Annotated in this window: 13 protein-coding genes; 4 read left to right on the top strand and 9 right to left on the bottom strand. The window is 56.2% G+C overall.

Translation table 11 applies throughout. From position 1 onward, the window contains the following. Positions 1-24 precede the first annotated feature (24 nt). The 6 genes from LQ945_RS20455 to LQ945_RS20430 all read right to left on the bottom strand — a co-directional run bounded on the left by LQ945_RS20455 (position 25) and on the right by LQ945_RS20430 (position 7,651). Positions 25-2,592, bottom strand: coding sequence for a putative mucin/carbohydrate-binding domain-containing protein (locus tag LQ945_RS20455; RefSeq protein ID WP_270101591.1), 2,568 nt, complete (start codon positions 2,590-2,592; stop codon positions 25-27). Between the two features lie 276 nt (positions 2,593-2,868). Continuing rightward, positions 2,869-3,768, bottom strand: coding sequence for a phosphonate ABC transporter, permease protein PhnE (phnE, locus tag LQ945_RS20450; RefSeq protein ID WP_044549110.1), 900 nt, complete (start codon positions 3,766-3,768; stop codon positions 2,869-2,871). After that, the gene (gene phnE, locus LQ945_RS20445) at positions 3,765-4,628 is read right to left on the bottom strand and encodes a phosphonate ABC transporter, permease protein PhnE (protein WP_044549108.1); all 864 of its coding nucleotides are present in this window, start codon (positions 4,626-4,628) and stop codon (positions 3,765-3,767) included. Before phnE (LQ945_RS20445) ends, phnE (LQ945_RS20450) begins: the two co-directional genes overlap by 4 nt. A 58-nt stretch (positions 4,629-4,686) precedes the next feature. Further along, on the bottom strand, positions 4,687-5,619 hold the full coding sequence (phnD, locus tag LQ945_RS20440) for a phosphonate ABC transporter substrate-binding protein (protein WP_020825829.1): 933 nt from the start codon (positions 5,617-5,619) through the stop codon (positions 4,687-4,689). A gap of 51 nt (positions 5,620-5,670) precedes the next feature. Then, positions 5,671-6,504 carry a phosphonate ABC transporter ATP-binding protein gene (gene phnC, locus LQ945_RS20435; protein ID WP_182821245.1) on the bottom strand — a complete coding sequence of 278 codons (834 nt, stop codon included), beginning with the start codon at positions 6,502-6,504 and terminating at the stop codon, positions 5,671-5,673. A 121-nt stretch (positions 6,505-6,625) separates the two neighbouring features. Beyond that, positions 6,626-7,651: a zinc-binding alcohol dehydrogenase family protein gene (locus tag LQ945_RS20430; protein ID WP_270101590.1), complete on the bottom strand. Its 1,026-nt coding sequence runs from the start codon at positions 7,649-7,651 to the stop codon at positions 6,626-6,628. A gap of 142 nt (positions 7,652-7,793) precedes the next feature. Between LQ945_RS20430 and LQ945_RS20425 the strand changes: the two genes are divergently transcribed. Then, on the top strand, positions 7,794-8,699 hold the full coding sequence (locus LQ945_RS20425; RefSeq protein WP_044549103.1) for a GntR family transcriptional regulator: 906 nt from the start codon (positions 7,794-7,796) through the stop codon (positions 8,697-8,699). Positions 8,700-8,917: 218 nt separating this feature from the next. Further along, positions 8,918-10,276 carry an MFS transporter gene (locus LQ945_RS20420; RefSeq protein ID WP_270101589.1) on the top strand — a complete coding sequence of 453 codons (1,359 nt, stop codon included), beginning with the start codon at positions 8,918-8,920 and terminating at the stop codon, positions 10,274-10,276. A gap of 43 nt (positions 10,277-10,319) precedes the next feature. Here the strand turns inward: LQ945_RS20420 and trpS are convergent, their stop codons facing one another. Together trpS and LQ945_RS20410 are read right to left on the bottom strand one after the other, a co-directional pair. Next, complete coding sequence (gene trpS, locus LQ945_RS20415; protein WP_270101588.1) at positions 10,320-11,327, bottom strand: tryptophan--tRNA ligase; 1,008 nt, start codon at positions 11,325-11,327, stop codon at positions 10,320-10,322. Between the two features lie 157 nt (positions 11,328-11,484). Next, positions 11,485-12,420: a LysR family transcriptional regulator gene (locus LQ945_RS20410; RefSeq protein WP_270101587.1), complete on the bottom strand. Its 936-nt coding sequence runs from the start codon at positions 12,418-12,420 to the stop codon at positions 11,485-11,487. A gap of 129 nt (positions 12,421-12,549) precedes the next feature. Between LQ945_RS20410 and LQ945_RS20405 the strand changes: the two genes are divergently transcribed. Next, positions 12,550-13,296: an SDR family NAD(P)-dependent oxidoreductase gene (locus tag LQ945_RS20405; protein WP_270101586.1), complete on the top strand. Its 747-nt coding sequence runs from the start codon at positions 12,550-12,552 to the stop codon at positions 13,294-13,296. Between the two features lie 81 nt (positions 13,297-13,377). Further along, positions 13,378-14,253 (top strand): NAD(P)-dependent oxidoreductase, encoded by an 876-nt coding sequence (locus tag LQ945_RS20400; protein ID WP_262241890.1) that lies wholly within the window; start codon positions 13,378-13,380, stop codon positions 14,251-14,253. 43 nt (positions 14,254-14,296) lie between these two features. Here the strand turns inward: LQ945_RS20400 and LQ945_RS20395 are convergent, their stop codons facing one another. After that, positions 14,297-14,824, bottom strand: a complete 528-nt coding sequence (locus LQ945_RS20395; RefSeq protein WP_044549097.1) for a cysteine hydrolase family protein — start codon at positions 14,822-14,824, stop codon at positions 14,297-14,299. Positions 14,825-14,840: the final 16 nt, after the last annotated feature.

Genomic DNA, 14,840 nt, shown 5'->3' with positions numbered 1-14,840 from the left:
CGCCATTAACCAGCTTGCTACAGGTTATTCAGTCATCCGCTCCAACCCCACCGACGTGAGGCAATAGCTCTGCTGCTTGCCCTTTTCAGCCAGACGGACATGCTGCATCTCGTTGGTGATAATCAGACGGTTATCCGGTTCCTCATGCCGCAGTTGAATCACCTCGCCGCCGTAGCCTGAAATGGGCAACACCACCGAACGAGCCCGTTGCTCCTGGTTACCCACTACCTCATCGCTATACAGTACGTTTCCTTCCGCATCCGTGTAGCTAACGGCCGCGTAAACATCCGTGAAGTAATGATGTGCAATCCCCGCCTCAATCGACAGGGTGCAAGTTTTCTTCACCAAATCGACCGTACCGGTCAGGAACTGACGATCGCCAATGCCTTTGCCGGCAAGGGTAAAGGCATTGCCCAGGTGGTCTCCCGGCCGGCTATTGTGAGCCGGAATACAGTCCTGATAGCTTGCCCATAACTGCTCGCGCTGCGGACTGTCGAAGGTATTGATCGCCAGATAGATATCGTCTTTAAACTCACTGAACGGCGCTAAATACGCCTGACGGTAGCCGCGCAAACGCTGAACGGCTTCCTCAAGCCGCACCAACAGAGCCGCCTCAGGACTGCCTGACAGCGCTTCGTTTTTCAACCCGGCCCGGGTGATCGACAACAGATTGGTTTTATTCTTTACATCAATGATATCTGGAGAGGCCGGGGTCACCCGTACGCGTCCCGGTTCCACATGATAAATTTCAATTTTGTCGCCAACGGCAAGAGGCAACTCGTCATGGCTCAGGCTTGCGGCGGTACCCTGGATATCCTTGCTGAAGAGCACCGCATTTTGTGCATTGCGCAGGGTGATTTTGGCATAGGTCTCACCGGGGAAATAAGAGTGCGGCTCCTTGCTGGTAACGTCAATCACCACTTTGCCCCTGCCATGATCGGCCACAACCGTGGCGAAAACGGCATCGCTCAGCCCCAACAGGTTAATTTCCTGCGAGACGATCGGCGACGCGGCTTTTTTAACGAAGCCGAGCTTCAGCGCGTTATCACCCTGTTTCAGCACCAGGTACCCCTGGGCCAACTGATACTTGCGGTCTTTACCGGTAGGCAGCCGCAGGGTATAAACGCCAATCGGCAGATCTTTCAACACCATTGTTGGGCTGCTAATCCGCACTGTGCGAACGTAACGGGCCCCTTCCAGCAGGATCAGGTCTTCGCCGTAAATTTGGGCGAAATCGTCAATGTCAAAGCTCAGGGCAACGTTGCCTTTCAGGCCGGTGGCCTTCAACTGGGCTGAATCCACCAGACGCAGGGTAGAGTCCAGCTTCAACTGTGTTTTCACCGTTTCAAGATCCTGCGCCGCAACCAATTGATAGAGAGGATAAACCGCTTTCGCATGGCTAAAGGCATTACGCTTCTGCTGGTCTGGCGTGACGTAGCCGCCAACCAGTTGGATAAATGGCGTAACGTCAACTTGCCCGCCGGAGACCGCAAAGCTTTCGCTCAGCATATCCAGCAGCGCATGTTCGGAAGGAACAAAGCCCGGGGTATTGCAACTTTTACGGTATTGCTGGTTGAAGTGGGTGAAGGCATTTTTGCCCGCCTTATCCACCATCAGAACGGCAAAATAGAGTTTGGAACGCAGGTCCCATTGGTTAAGCGGAGTAGCTTTGGCGATAAAATCGACAATGACCTTCTCCACGCCGGCCATATCGCCATGCGCATACAACCAGCCTTCCTGATATTTGCGCGCCCCCAGCATCACATCCTGATAACAGGCAGCATAGATATTGTTCCACATCTCACCGGTAGCGAAGTTTTTATCGCCCATAAAATGACCCTGATACCCATGGGCAATTTCATGCAGGCTTCCCCAGTTATTGTCTTTCGGGGTCAGCCAGAAACTGCTGACAGAATTACTGCTTTCCGCTGTCCAACGGCCACCGTAATAAGCCGCTCCGGCGCCATTTTTGTCGGCTTTAATAAAATAGCGGTTTTTTATATTGAGATCAGAATCATGCTCGGCCTCGAATGACACCCCCGCCAGCGCATTATAGAAAGTGAAAATGCGATCGTAATAGGCGATCAGACCGTCGATATTTTTAGCTTCGCCCAGCGCCTTCAGCTCTTTTTTGCTGATTTTTGGCACCAGCAGCGCTGCGTAGTTGGACTCGACAAACGCAAATTCAGCATCCTGATTATCCCAGCGGGCGAAGAACGCCGTTTCGTTTTCGCCTTTACGGTAGACCGGCAAAATTTTCGACGTGTCCGGGTACTCAACCTCCACGACGGGCGCCCCAGCCACATAAGGCGTGTCGATAAACGGCACGGATACGGCCTTCACGCTGGCCTCAACCCAACTGCTGCCGATGGTGAATTCGGCCTCGGTTTTGCTGTCGTCATTCAGCAAGCGCAGCTTCAGCTTGCCGCTAAAGGCCGCATTGGTCTGGCGAACTCGCACCACTTGACCGGCGGCGAGAATAATCCCCAGATGTTGACGATCGTGGTCGATCCCTTTGCTCATGCCCGCCGCATCTAACCAAACGGGTCGCGTCAAAGTATAAAGTGATTTTGATTTAGTGATAGTTGGCATCCTGCATTCCTCAAGGTTATTTTGTCCTCTAACAGACCTGGATAAAATAATTAAGAATGCGCTTATGCACTAACTGATAGCGATTACTGAAGTACCACACAACACATCAAACATCGAGGGGGGGGGATAAATCCCATAAAAATAACAAGGCGCAACGGTGATATTGCGCCTTAATCATAATTACCTGGCTATTTATATGCTGCGTTAATCCTGTCAGGGGATAACGCAGCATCAGAAGCCGAATATGCCCAACCGCCTGTGGAACAGCGTCGGTTATTAATCGATTTGGCTTTTCTGCTGATACAACGGAATGTCTTCGCCGATAATGTATTTATTGCGCAGAATCGACGACACCTTATCCATGATCATCACCACGACCACCAGAATCAGCGTGATAAACATCACGACGTCCCAATTCCACAGCCGCATGTTTTCCGCATACACCAACCCTATGCCGCCGGCCCCCACAAAGCCCAGCACCGCCGCCGAGCGGGTGTTGGATTCAATCTGGTAGAGGCTTAACGCCAGAAAGGTCGGGAAGGACTGGGTGAAGATGCCGTAGCGGTGCTTTTGCAGACCGTTGGCCCCCACGGCCGTCAGGCCACGGCTCGGGGATTTATCGACCGCCTCGTGCCCTTCCGCATACAGTTTGCCCAGCAGCCCAACGTCCTGCATCACGATCGCCAGCACCCCGGCCAGCGGCCCCATGCCAACCGCGCGGACAAAAATAAGCCCCCAGATCGCCATATCGATGCCGCGAAAAATATCTAAAAACCGCCGTACCACCACCGATATGGGCCGCAACAGCGGCGTTGACATCACGTTGCGCGCAGCGAAAAACGACAGCGGCAAGGCGATCAACGAAGCGGTAATGGTTCCGGCAAACACGATGCCGATGGTGATGAAAATCTGCTGGAAATAGTACATGAACGGCCAGTTGACGAAATCATGCCAGACGAACATGCGCATAAAATAGCGGCCAAGCTGATGGCACCCGTTAACGAACTGCGGCCAGGAGATGCCGAAAAACTGGAAGAAGAACAGGTAATACAGCGCGATCGCTACCGCGATAATGCCGACGGTGCGCAGGTAGCGGCGCTGCTGCGAGAATATCTCCGGATGCTGCTGCTTGAGCGCCTGCATCCCTTCCGCCGTGAGCGTTGGTCCCGTGATCATTTTTTCCCCTCCACGACCCGTTTACGCAGTTCGCCTGAGGCATAATCCAGCAGCGAAACCACCAGAATAATCAGCAGCAGCGTCATGCTGACCTGGTCATAGCGATCGAGTTTGATATTGGTCATCAGCTCCTGGCCGATACCGCCCGCCCCCACCAGCCCCAAAATGGTCGACTGACGGAAGTTGATTTCCAGGCGCATAAAGCTGTACGACAAGAAGACCGGTTTTACCTGAGGCCACAGGCCAAACCGCATGCGCTGCAGCGGCGTTGCGCCACAGGCCGCCAACCCACGTACCGGCTTGTTGGACGAGGTTTCGATCGATTCATAGAACAGCTTGGTCAGGCTGCCGATGGTGTGCAGCGCCAGGGCTAAAAAGCCCGGAATGGCACCGATGCCAAACGCCATCACGAACATGACCGCCCAAGCCAGCTCCGGCATGGTGCGCAAAAACGCCACCAGCGTCCGGATTGCCAACCGCAACGACGCCGGGCTGTGGGTATTGTTGGCCGCCAGGAATGCCAGCGCCCCCGCCACCAGCACCGAAAGAATGGTCGCCGCCAGCGCCAGCTGCAGCGTTTCCCAAATCAACGGCAGTTGGATATTCAACCGATAACCCCAGTAGGCCAAAGAGCCTTCGGTTCGGCCATCGGCGAACAGCAGATTCCAATGCAGGGTGGGGATGGTTTCCGCCAGATAATCAAAGAAGTGAGGAATGGAGACCCACACGGTGTGCAGGTTAAACTCGGCGATGTTGCCGGCGCCCAGGTAGAGCGCCACCAGACCGAGCGACCAAAACAGCGTCTCGCGCTTTTGCTTGCTGCGGATCTGTTGGTAGTAGTGCGCAAAATCTGTATTCAAAATAGGTTTCCGACGAGAGGAATTCAGCGGGGCTCGGCCAGGCCGAGCCCCGTCAGCATTAACGGTCGCCTTTGGTCAGCTCACGTTTCATATCGATGATGTTCTGGTATTCCGCCAGAGTGGTGTCACCGATGTGCTGTTTACCGCCCATGGCCTTGATGAAGCACTGGTGATCGTCCTTATCCAGCTTCTTGATGGCCGTCACGACCTTGGCTTTGAAATCAGCCGGCAGCGAGTTGCTCACCAGGATTGGGCCATTCGGGATCAGCGGCGACTGCCAGATAATGCGCAGCTGTTTCATCAGATCAGGATGGTCCATGCGGATCATGCGGTTGAACGCGCCGCTGGTATAGCCGGTGTTGTAGTCGCCGATCATCGACGCCCAGGTCACCGCGCCTTCGAACTGACCGTTCAGCACACCAAGGATGTCCTGCTCATGGCCACCGGAGAAGGTCACGCTGGAAAAGGCGTTGTTGTATTTGTTGTCTACCGTGCCGCCGAACAGTTTCTTGAATTCCTGGTTCGGGATCAGGAAGCCGGAAGTAGAATCCGGATCGGCGAAGCCGATGGCCTTGCCCTTCAGATCTTCCAGCTTTTTATACGGGCTGCCGGCTTTGACCACCACCACGGAGTGATAACCGCGAGATTGGTCAACGTCGTCAATCGCGATGCCAACGATATCTACCGCTTTCGGATCCTTGATATAGACCGAGGCAAACGACGATGGCGACATGCTCAACACCAGATCGATTTTGCCGCCCAGCAGGCCCTGGATCACGCCAGAATAGTCAGACGAGTTGCGCAGCTTGGTGTCCACGTTCAGTTCCTTGTCCAGGAACTGCTTCACGCACTGGTTGTCGCCGATTTGCTGGGTGGCGTTCTGTCCGCCGAGAATGCCCAGGTTCAGTTCTTTAGGTGCATCCGCTGCGGCAGCATTAAATACCATCATCGCGCCGGCCATCACTGTGGTCAGACTCAATACTTTTTTCATTACAATGCCTTGTGTGTGTAAAGGTAAAAGTGAAGATAAAGGTTCTGGTGGTTAATGGATCTGATTGGCTTCCTCGCCGTACAGCTGGTGCAGTATCCGTTCGTTCAATTGCGAAGGGTGTCCGTCAAACACGATCTTGCCCTGTGCAATGCCGATCACCCGGGTGCAATACTCTTTTACCAACTCGACCGAGTGCAGGTTCACCATCACTGCGATGTCGTTTTCGCTGACTTTTTGCAGCGCATCCATAATGCGACGGGTATTTTTCGGATCGAGCGACGCCACCGGCTCATCGGCCAGCAGGATTTTGGGGTTTTGCATCAGCGCGCGGCAGATCGCCACTCGCTGCATCTGACCGCCCGACAGGTTTTCGGCGCGCTGCAGGGCATGCGGCAGCATATTGAGCCATTGCAACAGCTCGATAGCACGGGCGCGGTCGGTATCGTCAAACAGTTTGAAGAAGGATTTCAGGGTCGAGGTGTGGCTCAGTCGCCCCAACAGCACGTTGGTCATCACGTCCAGCCGTGGCACCAGGCAGAAGTCCTGGAAGATCATGCCGCAGCGGGCACGCCATTGCCGCATCTGACGAGGGGAAAGCTGCGCGATATCCTGAGCTACGCCGTCATCCTCAAAGTGCAGCATCTCGCCACAGCTCGAAGGAATGGTGCCGTTCAGGGTATGCAGCAAGGTGGATTTGCCGGCGCCGGAACGCCCGATCACCGCCACGAATTCACCGACGTGCAGGTCGAAGTTGATGTCATCCAGCACGCGATGCTGAGATTTATACGCTTTTCCCAAACCTTTAACCGATAACACTTTTCGTAGTTGAACCGGTTGCTGCCCTGGAAAATCGGTTGGTGCCAGTTTTAACAGTGCCTGAGCCATATGATTTCTCTGGTTTCAGTGACTAATCATTATGGGCACCTATTAACGGATAAGTTTATGACAACGGGATGATGCTTTTATGGCCGGGAAATGACGCGTGCCATCATTTCCCGCTGGGGGCTTATTGAAAGTGAATGACACCCTTAATTAACTGCCTGTTGTTGATCACCTGTGCTTCGTAATGCTCCGCCAGGGTATCGAAATCAAAATGGTGCGAAAGCATCATCTGTGCGGTGATTTTCCCTGCTGCCATCAGCCGTCCCACCTTGGCAAAGTCTTCGCCGGTCGCGTTGCGGCTGCCCATCAGGGTGGTTTCCTTTTTATGGAACTCCGGATCGGAGAACTGCAGGTCGCCCTTAAACAAGCCGACAAACACGATGCTGCCGCCGTGACGAATCAGATCGACGGCGTGGTTCATCGCCTGCGGGTTGCCGGTGGCATCAATCACCTTGGCGGCCAATTTGCCGTTGAACTGGCCGCGCAGCGCTGCATCAAAGCGTTCATCCCGCGGATCAAGCGTCGGTAGCTGCAACACCTGCTCGACGTGTCGCCGACGCTCGGCGCTGGTATCCGCCACCACCACCTGTGCGCCATCGGCTTTGGCAATCGCCGCCACGCCCAGCCCGATAGGCCCGGCACCGACCACCAGCAGTTGATCGTCCGCCGCAATCCCGGCACGACGCACCGCATGAGCGCTGATGGCAAAGGGCTCAATCAGCGCCGCCGCTTCAGGGGCCAAATCGTCCACCGCCAGCAGGTTGCCGATCGGCACGCTGAGGTATTCGCAAAAACCGCCATCCTGATGAACGCCAATCACCGAAATATTCTCGCAGCAATTGGTTTTGCCGCTTTGGCAGGCGCCACAGCGGTGGCAAGAAATATACGGCATGACCGCCACCCGCTGCCCCACCTGCCAGCCGGTGGTGTTATTGCCGACGCTGACAATTTCACCGCATATTTCATGGCCCAATACGCGTGGATAACTGAAGAAAGGCTGATGACCGGACCAGGCATGAATATCCGTGCCGCAAATGCCGACGGTAATTATTTTGATCACCACTTCCTGCGCTGCAGGGAAAGGCACCGGGCGTCGTTGATAAACTAATTTTGTCGGCTGCTCACACACTAAGGTTTTCATTGTTGTCATCGTTTTTCCTCCACTCATGATGAGGACGTTATTAAATAAAAACCGGAGCTCTGCCGATATGTTCAGACAAATCTGTGAGATATCGCTAAATAAACCGATTTAAATTGGTTTTAAATGCATTAAAAAACACCTGAGGCACAGCATGAGCAGAACCCAAAACCTGCGGCAAAACGTGGTAAACCAGATGATCGACAGCATCAATAACGGTCACCTGCGCTCGCCGCTGCCGTCTCAGGCCGCCCTGGCTGAAATGTACAACATCAGCCGCACCACCGTGCGCCATACGCTGATGCACTTATCCCAATGTGGCGTGCTGGAAAAAGTCGGCGATGACTACGTTATTTTACGCCAGGCGCAGCCGACAGATGGCTTCGATTGCCAGAGCCTTTCTCTTGATGAACAGGGGAAAAAGTTTGAAAAGGCGTTCTACCAAATGATCAACCAAAAGCAGCTGCGCGCCGGCGATACCTTCAGCGAACTGCAGCTATCGCGTGCGGTCAACGTGAGCCCGGTGGTGGTGCGGGAGTTTCTGCTGCACTTCAGCCGTTACAACCTGATCGACAGCGTCCGGCGCGGTCAGTGGAGCATGAAGAAATTTGATCAACGCTACGCCGAACAGCTGTTTGAGTTGCGCCAGATGCTGGAAACGCACGCCCTTTCCCACTTTATCAATCTGCCGATGCACGACGAGCGCTGGCTGCAGGCCAAAGAGCTGCTGAGCCGTCACCGCCAACTGCGGGAAAACATCAGCGACAACTATCGCCTGTTTTCCCAGTTGGATCGCGATTTCCACGGGCTGATCCTCTCCGCCGCCAACAACCCGTTCTTCAACCAGTCGCTGGAGATCATTTCCGTGATTTTCCATTTCCACTACCAGTGGGATGAAACCGACCTTAAACAACGCAATATCGTCGCCATTGAAGAACACATGACTATTCTCAGCGCGTTGATCTGCCGTAACGATCAGGAGGCCATCAACGGCCTGCACCGCCATCTGGACACCGCCAAGCAGTCCATGATCCGCTCTCTCAATCAGAGCATCGCCTGACCGGGGGTGGTGTTCTTTATTGATAAAAAACACCCCTACAGCATTTAAAACCGATAAAAAGCAGCAAAATATTGGCTGCTGCACGGAACCGCGACAAAACACACCGCCAACCCCATTTCGCCCACTAGGCTTACTGCCGACCACCTGCTAATGCACTTCCCAGGGGAATACCCGGAATAATAAATATTATTAATGCGAAATTCTGGAGGCAAATAAAGATGGAAAGAACCCAAACCGTCGATAGCGGTAAACCACAAACGGATCCCTATTCCGATCACATAATTCCTATGCCGCCGGAGGGCATGTTAGTCCGCTCGGCAAAAATTAAAAAAATCCAAACTACGGCCATGTTCTTGCTATTTATGGCGGCAATAATCAATTTTCTCGATCGCAGCTCGCTCTCAGTGGCGAACTCCACCATTCGGGAAGAAATGGGCCTGAGCGGCACCGAAATCGGCTTGCTGCTGTCGGCTTTCTCCTTGGCCTACGGTATCGCTCAGCTCCCCTGCGGGCCGCTATTGGATCGAAAGGGCCCGCGTCTGATGCTGGGGATTGGGATGTTTGTCTGGTCGGTGTTTCAGACGCTGTCCGGCATGATCCATAACTTCACCCAGTTTATCTGGGTACGTATCGGGCTGGGGATCGGCGAAGCGCCAATGAATCCGTGCGGCGTCAAGGTGATCAATGACTGGTTCAACATCAAGGATCGCGGCATGCCCATGGGCATTTTCAATGCCGCTTCGACCATCGGGCTGGCGATCAGCCCGCCGATCCTCACGGCCATGATGTTGGCCTTCGGCTGGCGCGGTATGTTCATCACCATCGGTGTATTGGGGATTGCCTTGTCGATCGGCTGGTACATGCTGTACCGCAACCGGCAGGACGTCAGCCTGAGTGCTCAGGAACAGGCCTATCTGAACGCCGGCAGCGTCAGCGCGCGGCCTGAACCGATGAACTTTCGCGAGTGGCGTGGGCTATTCAGGAACCGTACCATGTGGGGCATGATGATCGGCTTTAGCGGCATCAACTACACCGCCTGGCTGTATCTGGCCTGGCTGCCGGGTTACCTGCAAACCACTTACCATCTGGGCCTGAAAAGCACCGGGCTAATGAGTGCCATCCCCTTCCTGTTTGGCGCCGCCGGGATGTTGTCGAACGGTTTCGTCACCGACTTTTTGGTTCGGCGCGGCATGGCACCGCTGAAAAGCCGCAAAATTTGCATTGTGGCCGGCATGCTGCTGTCGGCTTCCTTTACCGCGGTGGTTGCCCAGGCTACCACTACCTACAGCGCGGTGTTGTTGATCGGCATGGCGCTGTTTTGTATCCACTTTGCCGGCACCTCCTGCTGGGGCCTGATCCACGTGGCGGTAACCTCGCGCATGACGGCCTCCGTCGGCAGCATTCAAAACTTCGCCAGCTTTATCTTCGCCTCGTTCGCGCCGGTAGTCACCGGCTGGATCCTCGATACCACCCACTCTTTCAACCTGGCGCTCATCCTCTGTTCCTGCTTCACCCTGATAGGTGCGCTGTCGTATATCTTCGTGGTTAAACACCCGATCGTTGACAGCGCCGCCTGAGGATTTCACCCCGCCGCCCTCTCCCTCTGGAGGGGGCGGACTTTCAACTCAGGCTAAAGAAATCCAGCCCCAGCGCGGCCTTCACCTGCGCCAACGTCTGCCTGCTAACCTGATCGGCTCGTTGGGTGCCGTGCTGCAGAATGCGCAACAGCTCGCCCTTGTCGGCCAGATACTCTGCCCGACGGGTACGGATCGGCTCCAGCAGGCTTTGCAGGCAATCTTCCAACAGGCGTTTGATTTTCATGTCCCCCAACCCGCCACGACGATAATGCGCCTTCAGATCGGCAACCAGATCGGCATCCTCACAGAAAGCATCCAGATAGGTGAACACCATATTGCCCTCCACGCGACCGGGATCTTGAACGTTCAGGTGACCAGGATCGGTAAACATGCTCATCACCGCCTTGTGTACCTGCTCGGCATCGGCGCCCAGAGTAATGGTGTTGCCGCGCGATTTCGACATCTTGCCCTGCCCGTCCAGACCCGGCAGCCGGCTGACATTGCTCAGCAGCGGCTGGCATTCCGTTAGCACCGGCCTGTCGACGATGCGATTGAATCGCCGCACGATCTCGTTGGTCTGTTCCAGCATCGGCAGTTGATCTTCGCCGACCGGCACGTGGGTCGCGCCAAATGCGGTGATATCCGCCGCCTGACTGACCGGGTAAACCAGAAAACCGGCCGGCAGGCTGCGGGAAAAGTCCTTTTCGATAATTTCGCTTTTCACCGTTGGGTTACGCTCCAACCGCGCCACGCTGACCAGATTGAGGTAATACATGGTCAGTTCGGCCAGTGCCGGCAGCGCGGATTGCAGGCAAATCGTGGTTTTCTGCGGATCGATGCCGACCGCCAGGTAGTCGGCGACCAGATTCAGCACGTTGGCGCTGATTTTTTGCGGATTGTTGCCGTTATCGGTCAGCCCCTGCAGGTCCGCGACCAGCACCGTTTGCTGATGCTGTTGCTGCAGCTCAACGCGCTGACGCAAGGATCCGACGTAGTGGCCTAAATGCAGGGATCCGGTGGCGCGATCGCCGGTCAAAATGGTGTAACTCATTGCATTGCTCCTGAAAGTAAATACACCACCGGATCAACGCAATAAAAATGCCGCCAGAACCGGCGGCATTGAAAAGAGGTGTGAATACCCGTGCCGCCTTCAGAGGAGGCGCCACCAAGACTGGCTGTGAGTGGAGTGCATCGGCATATTCATGCTTTTAAGGTATCCCCCCAACGCGCCGGTTGTCAATCACCGCGCGTTGCCAGGCCGCAGCCTGTTCGCCAGCGATACGGCAAAATGCCTCGGTCAGCGCTGAGGGGGTGCGTAAGGCCAGCGCCAAGGTATAAGGCACCGGGCTACCTGCGCCACTCAGTTCACGAAACACCACGCCGGGTGATTTCAGGACCGCAAACAGGGCTGGCATCAGCGCAATCCCCACGCCACCGGCCACCAGCCCACCGATGGTTTGCATCTGCCGCGCCTCCTGGACGATAAGCGGGCTGAACCCCGCCACCGCACAGGCCTGCAAAATCGCCGCGTGCATCCCCGGCCCATAATGCGCCGGAAACAGTATCCAGGGTTGATCGGCCAAATCGCTCAACGTCACCTGCTGTTGCGTCGCCAAAGGGTGGTGATCCGGTAGCGCCAGTACCATGCGGTCGTATAAAAAAGGCAGAATCTGCAGGTCATCCTGCGGTGCCACCGGCAGCACCACCATGCCGATATCGGCACGATCGTCGCGCAGCGCGATCAGCTGTTCGGCGGTGGTGGCCTCCTGCAAATGGAACTCCGCCAGGGGATGCGCCTGACGAAACCGACGCAGTATCCCCGGCAGCAGGGCATTCACAGTGCTATCGACAAAGGTCAGCCGCAGCGATTCCGTCAGGCCACGCGCCGCACGTCGGGTATTGCCAAGGGTACGCTCAAACTGCGCCAAGGTCCGCCGCGCCTCGATCAGAAACACCTGTCCTGCCTCGGTGATGCGCGTGATCCGGTTGCCGCGTTCCAGCAAGGGGACACCCAGCTCCTGCTCAATCTTTCTGATGGCGGCCGTCAACGGCGGCTGCGCCATGTGCAAACGCTCGGCGGCGCGGTGAAAGCTCATCTCTTCGGCGACGGCGACAAATTGCCGCAGCTGGCGTAGCTCAATCACGTGATACCTTTTTCGTATTTTGGATACATAAATAGAGTATTGGATGTATCGCTAGCGAAAGCCAATACTTTCCGAACCCTCAAGTGCTGCGCCATTCCGGCGTGGACCACGGGCACAGGAGAATCAGCTATGACGCAACGTACAGCGGTGATTACCGGCGGCTCCAGCGGTATTGGGCTGGCCATCGCCCAGCAACTGGTACAACAGGATTACCGTATCGCCATCGTGGCGCGTAACCCCCAACGCCTGCAACAGGCGGCACAGCAAATTGGCCACGGCACCTGCTATTATGCGGCGGACCTGAGCCAACGTGGGGCGGTGGAAGAAGTGGCCGCTCAGTTGGCCGCCGATCTGGGCACTTTGGATGTGCTGATCAACAACGCCGGTTTTACCCGGGTGATTGCCGCCGATACGCCCCTGGCGCAGGCAGAGCAGGAATGGGACGCGGTGATCGACGGCAACCTGAAAAGTACCTTTCTGTTTACGTTGGCGATGTTGCCTCACCTGCGTAAACCGGGCGGCCGGATCATCAACCTGAGTTCGATTGCCGCCCAATGCGGCAGCGGCAGCGCCGGTGCTCTGGGCTACTCTGCCGCCAAGGCCGGCGTGCAAGGTTTTACCCTCAGCCTGGCGCGCGAACTGGGCGAAGCAGGCATCACAGTTAACGCCATTGCGCCGGGTTTTATCGCCGATACACGCTTTTTCGGTGCCGGTTTGCCGCAGGATCGCATTGACGCTATCGCGGCCGAAACGCCGATGGGGCGCACCGGCCGGGTAGAGGATATCGCCAGCGCCGCGCTTTGGCTGGCTTCGAAAGAGGCATCCTTCATCACCGGAACTGTTACCTCGATTAACGGAGGTGCGCGGGTCGGTTAAGAAAGCGTTACATTCCGCTATTTGCGTTCTCCGGGCGTCGCGTTAGGGTGAAGGGAGATAACCTGAAAAAAGGAACGCGATATGAAAATCGGATTTGCCGGCCTGGGCGGTATGGGCAGCGCGATGGCCGCCAACCTGTTGCAGGCTGGCTATGAGCTAAAGGTATGGAACCGTTCGCCCCAGGCAGCGCAGCCTTTGGTGAGCGCCGGGGCCTTGCAGGCACGGCAGCCGGAAGAACTGGCAGAGGTGGACGTGCTGATCACCATGCTGGCCAACGATGCCGCCACCGAGCAGGTAGTGGTGGAAAGCGGGCTGCTGCAACAGCTGCGGGCGGGAGCCATTCACGTCAATATGGCGACGGTCTCGGTGGCGTTGGCCAAACGGCTGGCGTTGCTGCACGCGGAGCGCAACGTCGGTTATATCGCCGCACCGGTGTTGGGGCGGGTGGACGTAGCCGCTGCCGGCAAGCTGAATATTCTGGCGGCGGGCGATCCGCTGTTGCTCGCCAAAGTGCAGCCGCTGTTTGAGGTGCTCGGCCAGCAGACCTGGCATTTTGGCGACCAGCCCGAACAGGCCAACATCGTTAAAATCGCCGCCAACTTCACGCTGGCCAGCGCCATTGAGGCGATGGCGGAAGGCAGTGCTCTGGTGCGCAACTACGGCGTTTCCGGCGCGGATTATCTGCACATGCTCAGCAGTACCCTGTTTGCCTCCCCGGCTTACAAGGGTTATGGAGGCTTGATCGCCGAAGAAAAGTTTGAACCGGCGGGTTTTAAATTAAGCCTGGGAATGAAAGACGTCGGCCTGGCGCTGGAGGCCGGCGCCAACAGCCACACGCCAATGCCGTTCGCCAGCGTGCTGAAGGACAACTTCCTCGACGCGGTAGCGCAAGGCGACGCAGATTTGGATTGGTCGGCGTTAGCCAAAGTGGCGGCACGCAGAGCCGGATTGAAGTAATCCTGATGGGCCCGGATCGCTCCGGGCTTTTTTTACCTGGCCGTCAGAAACGAATTTCTGCCGTTGGCAGTGCGTCGATCAGAACACCAAAGCTTTCGATATTCGACAGTGTGGCGTTGTGATGAGCGCGGATCTGCAAGCCGGAGGCGTGCGCCTTGTCGTGGCTGGTATGCGCATCGGCCGCCAGCGTCACCGGGTAACCCAGCGCGGCGGCGCGGCGAGTGGTGGTGTCCACGCAAAACTCGGTAGAATAGCCGCAGACCACCAGATGCGAGATACCATTCGCAATCAACAACGGCCCTAATCCGGTACGCAGGAATGAGTCCGGCGTGGTTTTCTCTACCCGATGATCGCCGGCCTTTACCTGCAAACCAGGATCAATTTGCCAGGCGTCGCTCCCGTGCGCCAACTCATCATCCGGCGTTTGATGCTGAATGAAAATCACCGGCACGCCGGCCTGACGGGCAGCGGCGCTCAGGGTGTTAATACGAGCAATCGTCGCTTCGGCATCCGCCGGCGGTGGTGTAAACAACCCTTTCTGCACATCAATAACCAACAGCGCTGACTTCATGATTGGCTCCAGAGAA

Source organism: Serratia liquefaciens (assembly GCF_027594825.1).
In the GTDB taxonomy this organism is placed as follows: domain Bacteria; phylum Pseudomonadota; class Gammaproteobacteria; order Enterobacterales; family Enterobacteriaceae; genus Serratia; species Serratia liquefaciens_A.
The sequence above is the reverse complement of the archived record's forward strand: the minus strand, read 5'-3'. Positions and strand labels throughout refer to the sequence as shown.